This window comes from Methylobacterium sp. Leaf102 (assembly GCF_001422425.1).
Lineage (GTDB): Bacteria > Pseudomonadota > Alphaproteobacteria > Rhizobiales > Beijerinckiaceae > Methylobacterium.
Genome location: NZ_LMMX01000009.1, coordinates 22,887 through 37,137 on the forward strand (window position 1 = coordinate 22,887; position 14,251 = coordinate 37,137).

The window sequence follows — 14,251 nt, forward strand, 5'->3', positions numbered from 1 at the left end:
CCCGTCGTCGATCCCCGCCCTCCCCGTCCGCGAGCGCGCAGATGAGCCCCCACATCGCCCAAAGCCCCACGGCCCTGGCGGACCCGGACGAGCTCGCGCTGGGCCTGCCGGAGAGCTACCTCGCGGCCGGCCACACCCTCGGCTCGTGGCTGACCACCACCGACCACAAGCGCATCGCCATCCTGTACGGACTGTCGATTACGCTGTTCTTCTTCCTCGGCGGCGCGGCGGCCACGGCCGTGCGCCTCGAACTGTTCACGCCGGAAGCCGATTTCGTCGGGTCGGACACCTACAACAAGCTGTTCACGCTCCACGGCGTGATCATGGTGTGGTTCTTCCTCATCCCGTCGATCCCCACCACCTTCGGCAACTTCCTCCTGCCGCTGATGATCGGCGCCCGCGACCTCGCGTTTCCCAAACTCAACCTCGTGAGCTGGTACCTCAACCTCGGCGGCGGGCTCCTGGCCGCCGTCGCCGTGCTGGCGGGCGGGATCGACACGGGGTGGACCTTCTACGTCCCCTAGGCGACGATGTTCTCCGACACCGCCGTCTCCGTGGCGGTGCTCGGCGTGTTCGTCGCCGGGTTCTCGACCATCGCCACGGGCGTCAACTTCATCGCCACCGTGCACCTGCTGCGGGCGCCCGGCATGACCTGGTTCCGCCTGCCGCTGTTCGTGTGGGCGATGTATACCACGAGCCTGATCTTCGTCCTGGCGACGCCGGTCCTCGCTCTCACCCTGCTCCTCGTGCTGGCCGAGCGGGCCTTCGGCCTGCCGATCTTCGATCCGGCGCGGGGCGGCGACCCGATCCTGTTCCAGCACCTGTTCTGGTTCTACTCGCACCCGGCGGTGTACATCATGATCCTGCCGGCGATGGGGGTGATCTCCGAGGTGATCACCTGCTTCTCGCGGCGGGTCGTCTTCGGCTACACCTTCATGGTCTACGCCCTGGTGGCCATCGCGGTGATCGGCTTCTTCACCTGGGGCCATCACATGTTCACCTCGGGCATGTCGCCCTACGCGGCGCTGCTGTTCTCGTTCCTGTCGTTCATCGTCGCCGTGCCGTCGGCCATCAAGGTCTTCAACTGGACCGCCACCCTGTATCGCGGCCAGATCGGCTTCGAATCGCCGATGCTCTACGCCCTCGGCTTCCTCGGCCTGTTCACGGTGGGGGGCCTGACGGGCCTGTTCCTCGCCTCGATCCCCATCGACGTGCACGTGCAGGACACCTACTTCGTCGTCGCCCACTTCCACTACATCATGGTCGGCGCCTCGGTGTCGGCCTACTTCGCCGGGCTGCACCTGTGGTGGCCGAAGATCACCGGGCGGATGTACCCGGAGACCTGGGCGAAGTTCGCCGCGATCCTGATGTTCTTCGGCTTCAACCTGACGTTCTTCCCGCAATTCATCGCCGGGTATCTCGGCATGCCGCGGCGCTACCACGTCTATCCGCCGGAATTCCAGGTCTGGAACGTGCTCTCGTCCTCGGGCGCGGCCGTCCTCGCCGTCGCCTACCTGATGCCGCTGGGCTACCTCACCTGGTCGGTGTTCTTCGGCGCCCGCGCCCGCAACGACCCGTGGAACGCCACCGGCCTCGAATGGCGGACCACGTCGCCGCCGCCCCGCGACAATTTCCTCGGCCGTGTCGCCGTCCTCGGGCCGCCCTACGATTACCACCCGGCCGGGAGCCCGCCGACGCAGGACCAGCCGCATCTGCCGACGCAGGAATCCCAGGCATGAGGGCGACCGGCGAGCCGTCCCTTCCGCTGCGCGAGCCGTCTCCTCCGCTGCGCGAGACTGTCCCCTCGCTGCGCGAGTCTGCCCCGTCGCTGCGCGAGCCTTGGCACGACCTCGGTTTCGCGCCCGCCGACGCCCTCGCGCGGCAGCGGGCCGGGGCCACCTTCGGCATGTGGATCTTCATCGCCAGCGAAGTCCTGTTCTTCGGGGCGCTGTTCCTGTTCTACGCCGCCCTCAGGGCCGAGCATCCCGAGGCCGTCGCGGCGGCGGCGCGCGAGACCAACATCGTCTACGGGACGGCGAACACCGCCCTGCTGCTCACGAGCGGTCTGCTCGCGGCCATCGCCGCGCGGGCCGCGGAGGTGCCGGCCCTGCGCCGTCTGGTCCTCGTCTGCCTCTTGCTCACGGCGGGCCTCGGCCTCGCTTTCCTGATCGTGAAGGGCTTCGAATACCGCGAGGACATCCGGGAAAATCTGGTGCCCGGACCGGGCTTCAAGCTCGCGGACCGGCCGACGCAGCTGTTCTTCGGCTTCTACTGGTTCGCCACGGCGGTGCACGGAATCCACCTCGCCATCGGCATCGGCCTGGTGACGCGGCTGGCGTGGAAGGGCTGGCACGCGCCGGACTTCCTCGCCACGAGTCCGCAGGTCGAGGTGGCGCTGCTGTATTGGGGCTTCGTCGACATGGTGTGGATCGTCCTCTACCCCGCCCTCTACCTCGTGGGGCGCACCGGATGAGCGAGGCCCCCACCCTCCGCTCCATTCTCCTGCGCACCGTGCCGGTCTGGCTCGGCCTCGTCGCGCTCCTCGCCGTCTCGGTCCTGCTGGCCTACCGACCCCTCGGCCCCTGGAACGTCGCCCTCCCGTTCGGCATCGCCGGCACCCAGGCGCTCCTCGTCGCGGTGCCGTTCATGCGCCTCGATACGGCGAATGCCCTCGACCGGCTCACCGCGGCCTGCGGTCTGTTCTGGCTGGCGATCCTGTTCACCCTCACCCTCGCGGACGTGTTCGCCCGGTTGGCGGAAGGATGATGCGGCGCCCGCAGCCTGGGGTCCGCTCGCGGGTATCCCGAGCCATCCGGCCCTGTCTCGCCACCCTGGTCGTGGCGGCACCGGCCTTCCCGTCGCCGGCCTCGGCGGACCTCACCCGGCTCGACCTCGCGCGCGTCGGCCTCGCGCCGCCCCCAGGGGCTCGAGTGCCGCTGGACCTCGAACTCCGGACCGATGGGGGCCAAGCCGTCACGGTCGCCGCCGCCCTCGACGGCCGCCCGACCCTCCTGGTGCCCATCGACCCGAACTGCCGGGTGATCTGCGCGCCGACCCTCGCGATCCTGTCCGGGGCTCTGATGGGAACCGGCCTGCGCCCAGGCCGGGATGTCCGGCTCGTCGTCATCGGCCTCGGTCCGCGCGACGAGGCCCGGACGTCCGTGACGGCCGGCATCGACGGGGCGCTGGCCGAGGCGGTCACCACCGTGACGGGGCCGCCCGAGGCGGTCGCGCGCTTGACCGAAGCGATCGGCTACACGTCGGTGCCCGATACCGTGCACGGCGCCATCGTCCACCCGGCCGCCTTCGTGTCGCTGACCGGCGACGGGCGGGTGTCGCGCGTCCTGTCGAGCCTCACCGTGACGGCGGACAGCCTGCGCCTCGCCCTCGTGGAGGCGGGAGAAGGCCGGATCGGCACGCTCGGCGATCGCGTCCGGCTGCTGTGCTACAGATTCGACGCGGCACAGGGGATCTACACGCCACGGATCTGGCAGGCCTTTCAGGCCGCCATCGGCCTCACGTTGCTGGGTCTGGCCGGTGGCCTGATCCTGCTGCATCGGCGTGGAACGGCGAAGCCGTGACGCAGGACACAACCGGGCGATGCGGCCGGAAGTGTTTTAATCCAGCGCCGTCCGACCGCACGCGAGGGACGAAGGCCTGTGTGGCTTTCGCGCACCAGCCAGGACACGACGCGGCAGGATAGCGTGCGGGATGCTCCCGTCACGACCCGTTTCCTTTCGGCAAGCTTGGCATCGCGTCCGCCGGGCGGCCCGGCTCTCGGTCCTCCTCGTCGCCGGATCCGCCCTGGCCGGACCGATTCCGTCCGCGTCCGGCAAAGACCACCAGGAGGCGGGCACGGGCAGCGCGCCCGACACGATCGACACCGAGAACCTGTTCGGCTTCACGGAAGGAACCGACACCGGCAAGGCCGGCGAGCAGGAGGTGGTGGTCGACGCGATCGGCCGCTTCAGCAAGCGCCGGGCGGGGCCGGGCTCGTCGGCCTATCGCGCCAGCGAACCCATCGTCAGCTACCAGTACGATCCGACCGACGATTTCAGCATCGAGCCCGGCCTGCAATTCGACGCGCGGGACAGCCGCAACATCGTCGGCGTGCCGGACAAGACCTTCGGCCTCGTCAACGGCGGCTCACTGGAGTTCAAGTATCAGTTTCTCAAGCGGACGGACGACCATCCGTTCGGCATCGCCCTGCAGGCGGAGCCGCTGTATTCGCGGGTGACGCCCATCGAGGGGCAGGGCGCCGACGTGTTCAGCATGGACACCCGGCTCATGGCGGATGCGCGCCTGATTCCGGGTAAGCTGTGGGCCGGTGCGAACGTGATCTACAATCCCTCCGTCGCGCGCCTCAAGGGCTCCGGCGACACCGACCGATCCTCGACCCTCTCCCTGTCGGGAACGCTGATGGCGCGGGCGACGAACAGCGTCTTCCTCGGCCCCGAAATCCGGGTCATGCGTGCCTATGACGGGTCGTTCCTGAACCGGTTCCTCGGGCGAGCGGTTTTCGTCGGCCCTGTGCTGCACGTGCAGGTCAGGGAAAAGGGCTTCCTGACCGTCGCCTACTCCGCCCAGGTCTCCGGCCACGACCGCGCCCCCGACTTCGCCGACCGCGCCTTCAACCTCACCCAGTTCGCCCGTCACAACCTACGGGTCCGCTTCGGCGTCGAGTTCTGACCCGAGTCTCGGATCGGCCGGATCCGCGGGTGCGGTGCGTCGAGACCCTGGACGGCCCGGTCGTCGCTGTGATGCGGTTACGTTCGATTCCGCAGCGTACCTCCCCAGAATTTGGGGTTGGCCGCCACCGCGAAATGCGCGTCGAAGAACGCCTGCATCTTATCGTAGTCGGGCCGGTGGCCCTGCAGTCCGCCGATGTTGCGGTCCGTGAGCGCTGCATTGAGCATGTTCTGCGTGAGCCGGTCCGCAGTCCGTCCAATGAGGCCGAGATCGGAGCGCTTGATGCCGCCGCTGAGGTCGCGGGTCTGCGTCCGGCCGATATCCCGGGACACGCGGTCGCCCATCCCGGCGCCGTACTCCCGGTCGATCACCTGCTGGATATGCTCGAAGCCTTGCGCGAGCTTCTGTACGCACGCGACGAGGGCGTTACCGAAACCGAACAAGGCCTTCACGCTGGAGAGCGATGCTTTGCCGCTCGTGTACAGATCGATGCTGGAAAACCGAATGGTAAAGACCTTCGGCGTGGCGTCCCACGGTCCGGCCGTTCGACGCGATGGGCCGGACCCTTCGGCCGGGAAGCGTGCGGGGACGGCTCGGCGCCCCCCTAACCCGGCACCACCGCCGATCCGGCCAGAAGGCCGCCGTCGAGGGTGATGTCCGCGCCGGTGATGTAGGTGGCCTCGTCGGAGGCGAGCATCAAAGCGACAGCCGCGACCTCGTCGGGGCGGCCGAACCGGCGCAGGGGCGTGTCGGCAACGAGGGCGTCCATCCGGGCCTGCCGGTCGGGTCCGGTGCCGAGCATCGGCTCCCACATTCCGGTGAGGATCGCGGCCGGATGGATCGCGTTGCAGCGGATGGTCCAGCCCTGCTGGGCGCAATAGAGCGCCACGGTCTTGGTGTGGTTGCGGATGGCGGCCTTCGAGGACGCGTAGGCGGCGGCCCCAGGGATGCCGACGAGGCCGGAGCGCGAGGCGATATTGACGATGGAGCCTGCGCTCCGCGCCTTCATGGCCCGGATGGCGTAGCGGCAGCCGAGAAAGGTGCCGTCGAGGTTGACCGCGTGGACCGCGCGCCAGTCGGCGAGGGTGGCGTGTTCGGGATCGTGCGCGACCATCCCGTCCTCGAACCCCGTGACGCCGGCGTTGTTCACCACCACGTCGACGGCGGGGGCGAACCGCGCCAGGGCGTCCCAGGCCTCCTCCGACCGTACGTCGAGGGGGAAGGTCCGGCAGCCGAGGGCGGCTTCCAGGTCGGCGAGGGCCGCCGCGTCCGCATCCGTCGCGATGACGGTCGCGCCCTCGCGCCCGAACGCCTCCGCGATCGCCCGCCCGATGCCTCGGGCGGCGCCCGTGACGACGCAGGTCTTTCCCGCCAACCGCATGGAATCGCCCCCGATCGCCTCAGTTCACCCGCTTCCAGGTCTGGCTCTTGCACAAGACGCTCAGGACGCAGCCCTGGACCTCGACGACGTCCGGGCCCTTGAGGACGAGGCTGCCGGCGTAGGTCTTGCCGTCCTTGGGGTTATAGAGCGAGCCTTCGTAACCGTCGCCCTTGGCCCGGTCGGCGGTCATGATCCGCACGCCGATGAGGCTGCGGGTCCGCAGGGACACGTCGGGGTTCTGGGCGTCGAGGCCGGGGCCGGAGACGCTGGCGAGGGTGCCGCAATAGCCCTGGCCGCAGCGGGCGATGCGGACCTTGGAGCCGCCCGTCTCCGTCAGCCACAGGCCGGTGGCGTCGGGACCCTTCTCGGCGGCGGCCGGGCCGGCGAGCCCGAGGAGCAGGAGGGTGCCCGCGAGGGCGCGGGCCGTCCGATTCTGCGTGATCATATGCGCTGTCTCCCTGAAGTGTCCCGCGCGGTCGGGCGGCATAGCGCACGGTCCACGACCGCCGCAAGCGACCGCCCGAGTGCCCCCCCGAGCGACGCCCCAAACGACCCCCGAAGACGCCCGGCAGGGCCGCCAAGTCGTGTCTCAGCCTTGACAACCCGGCGAGAACCCCGGCCTAGACGGTTCGAATTTTCGGGTGTTCCCAGGGATCAATCCACCATGCGGGTGATCGAGACGGAGATCGCGGCGGTCAAGCGCGTCGTTCCCAACCGCTTCGGCGACGACCGGGGCTGGTTCTCGGAGACCTTTCGCGTCGATACCCTCGCGGCCGGCGGGATCGACGTGGCGTTCGTGCAGGACAACCAGTCGTTCTCGGCCCAGGTCGGCACCGTGCGGGGCCTTCACTTCCAGCTCGCCCCGGCGGCGCAAGCCAAGCTGGTGCGGGTGCTGGCGGGCTCGATCCTCGACGTCGCCGTGGATCTGCGCCGCGACAGCCCGACCTACGGCCGCCACGTCGCCGTGACCCTCGACGCGAAGGGCGGCGAGCAGCTCTACGTGCCGGCCGGCTTCGCCCACGGCTTCTGCACCCTGGAGCCGGACACCATGGTGGCCTACAAGGTCAGCGCCTATTACAGCGCGGCGCACGACCGCAACCTCGTCTGGAACGACCCCGATCTCGCCATCGCCTGGCCGGTGGACGAGGCCGCCGCCGTGCTGTCGGACAAGGACCGCGCCGCCCCGCGTTTCGCGGATCTCGGCGCCGCGTTCTGAACATTTGATACCAAGGGTTCGAGGGAGAAGACACGCATGCGCATCCTGGTCACCGGCGGCTGCGGCTTCATCGGTTCCGCCCTCGTCCTGCATCTGGTTCAGGATCTCGGGCACGACGTCCTCACCCTCGACGCCCTGACCTATGCGGCGAACCCGATCTCCCTGCAGCCCCTGGCCGAGGACTCCCGCCATCGCTTCGCCGAGGCCGACATTTGCGATCCTTCGGCCGTCCACGCGCTCTATGCCGAGTTCAAGCCCGACGCGGTGATGCATCTGGCCGCCGAGAGCCATGTCGACCGCTCCATCACCGATCCGGGCGCGTTCATCCGCACCAACGTGGTCGGCACCCAGGTGATGCTCGACGGCGCCCGCACCTACTGGGACGGGCTCTCCGGCGACGCGAAGGCGGCGTTCCGCTTCCTCCACGTCTCCACGGACGAGGTCTACGGCTCGCTCCCGCCCGACGGGTTCTTCACCGAGGAGAGCCGCTACGACCCGCGCTCGCCCTACTCGGCCTCGAAGGCGGCCTCCGACCATCTCGCCCGCGCCTGGCACGAGACCTATGGCCTTCCGGTGCTCATCACGAACTGCTCGAACAATTACGGGCCGCGGCACTTCCCCGAGAAGCTCATCCCGCTGATGATCCTCAATGCGCTGGAGGGGAAGAACCTCCCCGTCTACGGCGACGGGTTGAACGAGCGCGACTGGATTCACGTCGAGGACCACGCCAAGGGCCTCGTGGCGGTACTGAAGAACGGCCGCCTCGGCGAGACCTACCTGCTCGGCGGGCGCTCCGTGCGCAACAACCTCGCGGTGGTGAAGGGGCTGTGCGCCGCCTTCGACCGCCTGCGCCCCGAGCACGCCCCGCACGACCGCCTGATCACCTACGTGGCCGACCGTCCGGGCCACGACCGCCGCTACGCCATCGACCCGTCGAAGGCGGAGGCCGAGGTCGCGTGGGCGCCGACGAAGAACTTCGAGACGGCGCTCGAAGAGACCGTGAAGTGGTACCTCGACAACGAGGCGTGGTGGCGTCCGATCCGCGAGGGCCGCTACACCGGCGAGCGCCTCGGCCTCGGCGGCGCGCAGGCGTCCGCGACGAAGGCCTCCTAAGTGGATATCCTGATCCTCGGCGGCGCCGGTCAGGTCGGCACCGAGCTGCAGGCCCATGCCTGGCCGGACGGCGTGCGGGTCGACGCGCCGGACCGCGCGGCCCTCGACATCACCGATGCGGACGCCGTGGCCCGCACCCTCGACGCGACACCCTACGAAGCGGTGATCAACACGGCGGCCTACACCGCCGTGGACAAGGCCGAATCCGACGTGGTCGCGGCGTGGCGCCTCAACGCCCTGGCGCCGGCGATCCTCGCCGCCGCGACGCGGGCGCGCGGCATCCCCCTCGTCCACGTCTCGACGGATTACGTGTTCGACGGGGACGGGGAGGGGGATTACCTGCCCGACGCCCCCGTGAACCCGCGCAGCGTCTACGGCGCCAGCAAGGCGGCTGGCGAGATGGCGGTGCGCACGGCCAACCCGCGCCACGCCATCCTGCGCACGGCCTGGGTGGTGAGCCCGCACCGGGGCAACTTCGTGAAGACCATGCTGCGGCTCGCGGCCGAGCGCGACGCGCTCACGGTGGTCGACGACCAGCACGGCTGCCCGACCTCGGCGACGGACTTGGCCCAGACCTGCGCCGCCATCGCCCTGCGGCTCGCCGCGGATGCGGACGCGCCCACCGGCACCTTCCACTACGTCAATGCCGGTTCGACCACGTGGCGGGGCTTCGCCGAAGCCATCGTGGCGGGCTCCGCCGCGCGCGGCAGCCAATCGATCCCGGTCACCGGCATCCCGACGAGCGCCTACCCGACGCCGGCCCGGCGCCCGGCGAATTCCCGGCTGTCGACGGCGAGCCTCACGGCCGCCTACGGGATCGTGCCGCGCCCCTGGGAAGCGGCCCTCGACGACATCCTCGACCGGCTCGTCGGGCCGGCCCACACCCAGACGGAGACACGGGCATGAAGGGCATCGTCCTCGCCGGCGGATCGGGCACGCGCCTGCACCCGGCCACCCTGTCGATCAACAAGCAGCTGCTGCCGGTCTACGACAAGCCGATGATCTACTACCCGGTCTCGGTGCTGATGCTCGCCGGCATCCGCGAGATCCTGATCATCTCCAGTCCTGAGCACCTCGACAACTACAAGCGCCTGTTCGGCACCGGCGAGCAGTTCGGCCTGCAGTTCTCCTACGCGATCCAGCCGCGCCCCGAGGGCCTGGCCCAGGCCTTCGTCATCGGCCGCGACTTCGTCGGAACCGACGACGTCGCCCTGGTGCTCGGCGACAACCTGTTCTTCGGCAACGGCATGAGCGAGCTGCTCGCCCGCGCCCGCACCCGCACGTCGGGCGCCACGGTGTTCGCCTACCACGTCGACAATCCGGCGGCCTACGGCGTCGTCACCCTCGACAAGGAGGGCCGCCCCTTGCGCCTCGTCGAGAAGCCGACCCAGCCCGAGAGCCCGTGGGCGGTGACCGGCCTGTACTTCTATGACAACCAGGTCCTCGACATCGCCGCCGCCGTGACCCCGTCGCCGCGCGGCGAACTCGAGATCACGAGCGTCAACCAGGCCTATCTCGAACGCGGCCAGCTCCATGTCGAGCGGATGTCGCGCGGCTACGCCTGGCTCGACACCGGCACCCACGACAGCCTGCTGGAGGCGGCCGAGTTCGTCCGCACCCTGCAGCACCGCCAGGGCCTGCAGGTCGCCTGCCTCGAGGAGATCGCCTACCTGCAGGGCTTCATCGACAAGGAGCAGCTCATCGCGCGCGGCAACCTGTTCGCGAAGACCGCCTACGGGCAGAACCTCCTGCGTCTGGCCAAGGACGACGCGTTCGCGGAGTTCGCCGCGCGCTGACGGGGCCTTCAGGAAGTCCCGGGGCCGGATGGACCATCCGATCCCCGGTACGGCTCCGATAAGGTGGGGGGACAGCGCGCGTGCGCGTTCCTTGCCGGCTCCGAAATCACACACCGGTTTGCGACGTCTTCGAAAGCCGCATCCGGCGGGCATAGCGCATGACGGTACCCCCTCTCCTGGAAGGAGAGGGGGACTTGAGCCATTCGCGCGATACGCAAGGCATTGCCACTGACCGGATCCTCCGCTTCACGACAGCGGGACGAGGGCACGTCGCGCTCCGATCCACTTCATCCCCCAGCCGATAGCGACCCGCCTCAATGGGGCCGGGCGCGGTCGATCACGTCGCGGGCCGCCGCGAAGGCGGCGTCGGGGTCGAGGTCCGTGGTGTCGAGGAGCACGGCGTCGGCCGCCGCCTTGAGGGGGGCGGTGGAGCGCTGGGCGTCGCGGGCGTCGCGGGCGACGATGTCGGCGAGGATCGCCCCGACGCTCGTGGTCTCGCCCCGGCGCTGGAGTTCGAGGTGGCGACGGCGTGCCCGCTCCTCGGGGGCCGCCGTGATGAACAGCTTCACCCGCGCGTGGGGGCACACCACCGTGCCGATGTCGCGCCCGTCGAGGACCGCGCCGGCGGCGTTGCCGGCGAAGCGCTGCTGCCAGGCGAGGAGCGCCGAGCGCACCGCCGGCACGGAGGAGATTCGCGAAGCGGCCTCGCCCATGGCGCGCTCGCGCAGACGCGGATCCGCGAGGCGGTCGGCGATGAGGCTGGCGGCGGCCCGCGCGGCGGCCTGGTGGTCGTCGAGCTTGTAGCCGGCGTCGATCACGGTCAGCGCCACCGCCCGGTAGAGCAGGCCGGTGTCGAGGTGGGGCAGGCCGTAATGGGCGGCGATGCGCTTGGCCAGCGTGCCTTTGCCGGAGGCCGCCGGGCCGTCGATGGCGATGACGAGGGGGATATCACCCACGTGAAAGTCGCTCATGACGCGATCCGTCCGCCGAGTGCCTGCATGGTCGGCAGGAAGCTCGGGAAGCTCGTGGCGATCATGGCGCCGTCATCCACCGTCACGGGCTCGCGCGTGGCGAGCCCGAGGACGAGGAACGCCATGGCGATGCGGTGATCGAGGTGGGTCGCCACGGTGCCGCCGCCCTTCGGGGGGCTCCCGTCGCCGTGCACCACGAGGTCGTCGCCCTCGATGACGTACGCGATGCCGTTGGCGCTCAGGCCGTCCGCCACCGCCGCGAGGCGGTCGGATTCCTTCACCCGCAGCTCGTGCAGGCCATTCATCCGGGTGGTGCCCTCGGCGAAAGCGGCGGCCACCGCCAGGATCGGGTACTCGTCGATCATCGCGGGCGCCCGCTCGGGCGGTACGTCGACGCCGGTCAGGCGGCTCGCGCGCACCCGCAGGTCCGCCACGGTCTCGCCGCCCTCGTCGCGCTCGCGCAGGCGTTCGATGTCGGCGCCCATCTCCAGCAGGGTGGTGATGAGGCCCGTGCGGAGGGGGTTCATCATCACGCCCTCGATGACGACCTCCGAGCCCGGTACGATGAGGGCCGCCACCAGGGGGAACGCCGCCGAGGACGGATCGGCCGGCACCACCACGTCGGTGCCGCGCAAGGTCGGCTGGCCGGTCAGCGCGATGGTGCGGCCGTGGCCCTCCGGACCGTGGGCCGTGACCTCCACGTGGGCGCCGAACAGGCGCAGCATCCGCTCGGTGTGGTCGCGGGTGGCGGCCGCCTCGATCACCGTGGTGATGCCGGGCGCGTTGAGGCCGGCGAGGAGCACCGCCGACTTGATCTGCGCAGAGGCCACCGGCGTCTCGTACGTGATGGGAATGGCCTCGCGCGGGCCCCGCAGGGTGAGGGGCACGCGCCCGCCCTCCCGTTCGCTCACGACCTGCGTCCCCATGCGCACCAGGGGATCGAGGATGCGGCGCATGGGGCGCTTGCGCAGGGAGGCGTCGCCGTCGAACGTCGCCGTCACGGGCTGGCCGCCGACGACACCCATCATCAGGCGCGAGCCCGTGCCGGCATTGCCGAAATCGAGCACGTCCGCCGGGTCGGTGAGGCCGCCGAGGCCGACGCCGACGATGCGCCAGCGGCCCTCGCCGAGGCGCTCGACGGTGGCGCCGAGGGCTTCCGCCGCGGCGGCGGTGCGCAGGACGTCGTCGCCTTCGAGCAGACCCTCGACCCGGGTCTCGCCGATGCTGAGGAGGCCGAGGATCATCGCCCGGTGGGAGATCGACTTGTCGCCCGGCGGGCGCAGGGAGCCCTGGAGGGCGAGGCCCGCCGTGGCGGTGAGGGGCTGGGGCGGAAGGTCGTGTGACACGGGGACAGGACTTTTCGGCGTCAGGGGCTTCGGGGCCGATCCGGGGCCGGATCGGCGCCCTCCGCCGCACGGGTGCCGGGATCGACGATCCGGCTCATGGACAGGCCGGTTATCACGCAGGCGGGGCCGCGTCATCCGAGCCGTCCGGCGTCGTGGGAATCGCGACAGGAAAACCGCACCGCGCCGCAGGACCACGCCAGTATTTGACAGACGCGTTGCACGCGACTAACGGGGCCCCTCCCCGAAAAGTGTATCTAGAGGTTCGCCCGTGGCCAGACCGGAACTCGGCTTGAAGCGTCAATGCATGAGCTGCGGCGCCAAGTTCTACGACCTCGATAAGGATCCGGCGACCTGCCCGAAATGCGGGACGATCTATCAGGCCATCGCCTCCAGCAGCCGCGTCGCCGCCCCGGCGCTCGCCGCCCGCGCCGCCGCCGTGCCGGCGGATGACGACGAGGACACCGACGCCGAGAAGGGCGGTCCCGAGATCGTCTCCCTCGACGAGGTCGAGGCGGCCGAGGAAGACACCGACACCACCACGGACGACAGCGATTCCGATTCGGCGGACAGCGACGACACCTTCCTCGAGGAGGAGGATGCCGGCGACGACGACGTGGCCGATCTCATCGACGGCGACATCGAGAACGACGAAGAGAGCTGACCCCACTTCTGCACCGGCCGGGAAAAAACTTTGCCGGCCGGCGAGAAAGGGGGTTGAGGCCCAAGCGGGGGCCGAATATAGAACCGCCATCGCCGGCCGCCACCGCGGAGGCCGGTCGAAACGCCCACGAAACCAACCGCAGGGTTGGGTTCGGTGGCACCAAAGTGGGGCCTTAGCTCAGCTGGGAGAGCGCTTCCATGGCATGGAAGAGGTCATCGGTTCGATCCCGTTAGGCTCCACCAATCAGGTTTCCCATGAACCTGAACCCGGACGACCAGACTAGACGATGTGGGGCCTTAGCTCAGCTGGGAGAGCGCTTCCATGGCATGGAAGAGGTCATCGGTTCGATCCCGTTAGGCTCCACCAGTCCGGTCCGTCGTCAGCCAGCTTTTTCATCGGAGTCATGTGCGTCTTCGGTTCGGCCGTGACGGGACGGCACGGGTGTGAGCCGGGCGATCCGCCCCCGGCACCGCATCGCCCCGATTGAGTTCCATGCCGAGCCGCCCCCGTTCATGACGCTGCCGGCACACGTTGCGCTGATCGCCACCCTCACCGAACGCCTCCGCGCCGGACCCAGCGCCACCGCCGTGCTTGAAGCGTGGTGCGCCGCCCGTGGCCTGTCGCGGGCCGAACTCAGAGCGGAGCGCCTGCCCGGACCCGAGATCGCTCCCACGGACGCGCAGCGCCACCGCCTCGCCCTGACGGGTGACGCGCCCTCGCGCCATCGCCGGGTGCGCCTCGTCTGCGGCCCGCACGTGCTCTCGATCGCCGACAACTGGTACGTCGCGGCCCGGCTGACCCCGGCGATGAACCACGCCCTTGCGGAAACGGACGTGCCGTTCGGCCGGGTGGTCCACGCCCTGGCGCCGATGCGCCGGACCCTGGCGGTCCGTACCCTCTACGCCGCCGCCGCGCCGCCATCCGCCGCCGCGCCGCTGTTCTCCATAGCGGCGCTCCTCGCGACGCCGGACGGGGTGCCATTCTGCGAGGTCGAGGAGGTCTATCTCGGCGCTGTGCTGGGCGGGACTGCTTGAAGAGGCGCAGGCAGTGAGCCGCCTACGATCGGCCCCCTCGTCAC

At 70.0% G+C, this 14,251-nt stretch carries 15 protein-coding genes, 2 tRNA genes and 1 pseudogene; 13 read left to right on the forward strand and 5 right to left on the reverse strand.

The window, feature by feature from the left end; genetic code table 11:
* Positions 1–41: 41 nt before the first annotated feature.
* From ctaD to ASF27_RS07445, 5 genes and pseudogenes are all read left to right on the forward strand, one after another.
* Positions 42–1,739 (forward strand): annotated as a pseudogene (gene ctaD, locus ASF27_RS07425) (cytochrome c oxidase subunit I).
* Positions 1,736–2,473, forward strand: a complete 738-nt coding sequence (locus ASF27_RS07430) for a cytochrome c oxidase subunit 3 (protein WP_082478866.1) — start codon at positions 1,736–1,738, stop codon at positions 2,471–2,473. Before ctaD ends, ASF27_RS07430 begins: the two are co-directional and overlap by 4 nt.
* Complete coding sequence (locus ASF27_RS07435; protein ID WP_056262900.1) at positions 2,470–2,766, forward strand: cytochrome C oxidase subunit IV family protein; 297 nt, start codon at positions 2,470–2,472, stop codon at positions 2,764–2,766. Before ASF27_RS07430 ends, ASF27_RS07435 begins: the two co-directional genes overlap by 4 nt.
* Positions 2,766–3,581 carry a hypothetical protein gene (locus ASF27_RS07440; RefSeq protein ID WP_056358965.1) on the forward strand — a complete coding sequence of 272 codons (816 nt, stop codon included), beginning with the start codon at positions 2,766–2,768 and terminating at the stop codon, positions 3,579–3,581. The genes ASF27_RS07435 and ASF27_RS07440 overlap by 1 nt, the downstream gene beginning before the upstream one ends.
* Before the next feature lie 130 nt (positions 3,582–3,711).
* Positions 3,712–4,689, forward strand: a complete 978-nt coding sequence (locus ASF27_RS07445; protein WP_056358968.1) for a hypothetical protein — start codon at positions 3,712–3,714, stop codon at positions 4,687–4,689.
* Positions 4,690–4,766: 77 nt separating this feature from the next.
* Here the strand turns inward: ASF27_RS07445 and ASF27_RS07450 are convergent, their stop codons facing one another.
* From ASF27_RS07450 to ASF27_RS07460, 3 genes are all read right to left on the reverse strand, one after another.
* Complete coding sequence (locus ASF27_RS07450; protein ID WP_056358973.1) at positions 4,767–5,141, reverse strand: hypothetical protein; 375 nt, start codon at positions 5,139–5,141, stop codon at positions 4,767–4,769.
* Between the two features lie 152 nt (positions 5,142–5,293).
* Positions 5,294–6,070: an SDR family oxidoreductase gene (locus tag ASF27_RS07455; RefSeq protein ID WP_056358976.1), complete on the reverse strand. Its 777-nt coding sequence runs from the start codon at positions 6,068–6,070 to the stop codon at positions 5,294–5,296.
* A gap of 19 nt (positions 6,071–6,089) precedes the next feature.
* Positions 6,090–6,515 carry a DUF2147 domain-containing protein gene (locus ASF27_RS07460; RefSeq protein ID WP_056169558.1) on the reverse strand — a complete coding sequence of 142 codons (426 nt, stop codon included), beginning with the start codon at positions 6,513–6,515 and terminating at the stop codon, positions 6,090–6,092.
* Between the two features lie 219 nt (positions 6,516–6,734).
* Between ASF27_RS07460 and rfbC the strand changes: the two genes are divergently transcribed.
* Genes rfbC through rfbA form a run of 4 tightly spaced genes read left to right on the forward strand, consistent with a single transcriptional unit; the run spans position 6,735 to position 10,195 of the window.
* Positions 6,735–7,286: a dTDP-4-dehydrorhamnose 3,5-epimerase gene (rfbC, locus tag ASF27_RS07465; RefSeq protein WP_056358977.1), complete on the forward strand. Its 552-nt coding sequence runs from the start codon at positions 6,735–6,737 to the stop codon at positions 7,284–7,286.
* A gap of 36 nt (positions 7,287–7,322) precedes the next feature.
* Entirely contained in the window at positions 7,323–8,399 is a 1,077-nt protein-coding gene (rfbB, locus tag ASF27_RS07470) for a dTDP-glucose 4,6-dehydratase (RefSeq protein ID WP_056304666.1), read from the forward strand.
* Positions 8,400–9,305 (forward strand): dTDP-4-dehydrorhamnose reductase, encoded by a 906-nt coding sequence (rfbD, locus tag ASF27_RS07475; RefSeq protein WP_056358980.1) that lies wholly within the window; start codon positions 8,400–8,402, stop codon positions 9,303–9,305.
* Complete coding sequence (gene rfbA / locus ASF27_RS07480) at positions 9,302–10,195, forward strand: glucose-1-phosphate thymidylyltransferase RfbA (RefSeq protein WP_056262872.1); 894 nt, start codon at positions 9,302–9,304, stop codon at positions 10,193–10,195. The genes rfbD and rfbA overlap by 4 nt, the downstream gene beginning before the upstream one ends.
* Before the next feature lie 314 nt (positions 10,196–10,509).
* Here the strand turns inward: rfbA and cmk are convergent, their stop codons facing one another.
* Both cmk and aroA read right to left on the reverse strand, forming a co-directional pair.
* Positions 10,510–11,166, reverse strand: coding sequence for a (d)CMP kinase (gene cmk / locus ASF27_RS07485; protein WP_056169543.1), 657 nt, complete (start codon positions 11,164–11,166; stop codon positions 10,510–10,512).
* Positions 11,163–12,512, reverse strand: a complete 1,350-nt coding sequence (gene aroA, locus ASF27_RS07490) for a 3-phosphoshikimate 1-carboxyvinyltransferase (RefSeq protein WP_056358983.1) — start codon at positions 12,510–12,512, stop codon at positions 11,163–11,165. The genes cmk and aroA overlap by 4 nt, the downstream gene beginning before the upstream one ends.
* Before the next feature lie 268 nt (positions 12,513–12,780).
* Here aroA and ASF27_RS07495 point away from each other — a divergent pair, with 268 nt between their 5' ends.
* The 4 genes from ASF27_RS07495 to ASF27_RS07510 all read left to right on the forward strand — a co-directional run bounded on the left by ASF27_RS07495 (position 12,781) and on the right by ASF27_RS07510 (position 14,207).
* A complete protein-coding gene (locus ASF27_RS07495; RefSeq protein ID WP_082478868.1) occupies positions 12,781–13,173 on the forward strand; it encodes a TIGR02300 family protein in 393 nt (130 codons plus the stop codon).
* Between the two features lie 166 nt (positions 13,174–13,339).
* Positions 13,340–13,415: transfer RNA gene (locus ASF27_RS07500), tRNA-Ala, on the forward strand.
* Between the two features lie 48 nt (positions 13,416–13,463).
* Positions 13,464–13,539, forward strand: a tRNA-Ala gene (locus ASF27_RS07505).
* Between the two features lie 146 nt (positions 13,540–13,685).
* Positions 13,686–14,207, forward strand: coding sequence for a hypothetical protein (locus ASF27_RS07510; RefSeq protein WP_056359037.1), 522 nt, complete (start codon positions 13,686–13,688; stop codon positions 14,205–14,207).
* Positions 14,208–14,251: the final 44 nt, after the last annotated feature.

Coding starts and splice junctions, on each gene's coding strand:
- ASF27_RS07455 (WP_056358976.1), bottom strand. CDS start 6,070: ATGCGGTTGGCGGGAAAGACCTGCGTCGTCACGGGCGCCGCCCGAGGC.
- rfbC (WP_056358977.1), top strand. CDS start 6,735: ATGCGGGTGATCGAGACGGAGATCGCGGCGGTCAAGCGCGTCGTTCCC.
- rfbB (WP_056304666.1), top strand. CDS start 7,323: ATGCGCATCCTGGTCACCGGCGGCTGCGGCTTCATCGGTTCCGCCCTC.
- ASF27_RS07510 (WP_056359037.1), top strand. CDS start 13,686: ATGACGCTGCCGGCACACGTTGCGCTGATCGCCACCCTCACCGAACGC.
- ASF27_RS07430 (WP_082478866.1), top strand. CDS start 1,736: ATGAGGGCGACCGGCGAGCCGTCCCTTCCGCTGCGCGAGCCGTCTCCT.
- ASF27_RS07435 (WP_056262900.1), top strand. CDS start 2,470: ATGAGCGAGGCCCCCACCCTCCGCTCCATTCTCCTGCGCACCGTGCCG.
- ASF27_RS07460 (WP_056169558.1), bottom strand. CDS start 6,515: ATGATCACGCAGAATCGGACGGCCCGCGCCCTCGCGGGCACCCTCCTG.
- rfbA (WP_056262872.1), top strand. CDS start 9,302: ATGAAGGGCATCGTCCTCGCCGGCGGATCGGGCACGCGCCTGCACCCG.
- ASF27_RS07440 (WP_056358965.1), top strand. CDS start 2,766: ATGCGGCGCCCGCAGCCTGGGGTCCGCTCGCGGGTATCCCGAGCCATC.
- cmk (WP_056169543.1), bottom strand. CDS start 11,166: ATGAGCGACTTTCACGTGGGTGATATCCCCCTCGTCATCGCCATCGAC.
- ASF27_RS07445 (WP_056358968.1), top strand. CDS start 3,712: ATGCTCCCGTCACGACCCGTTTCCTTTCGGCAAGCTTGGCATCGCGTC.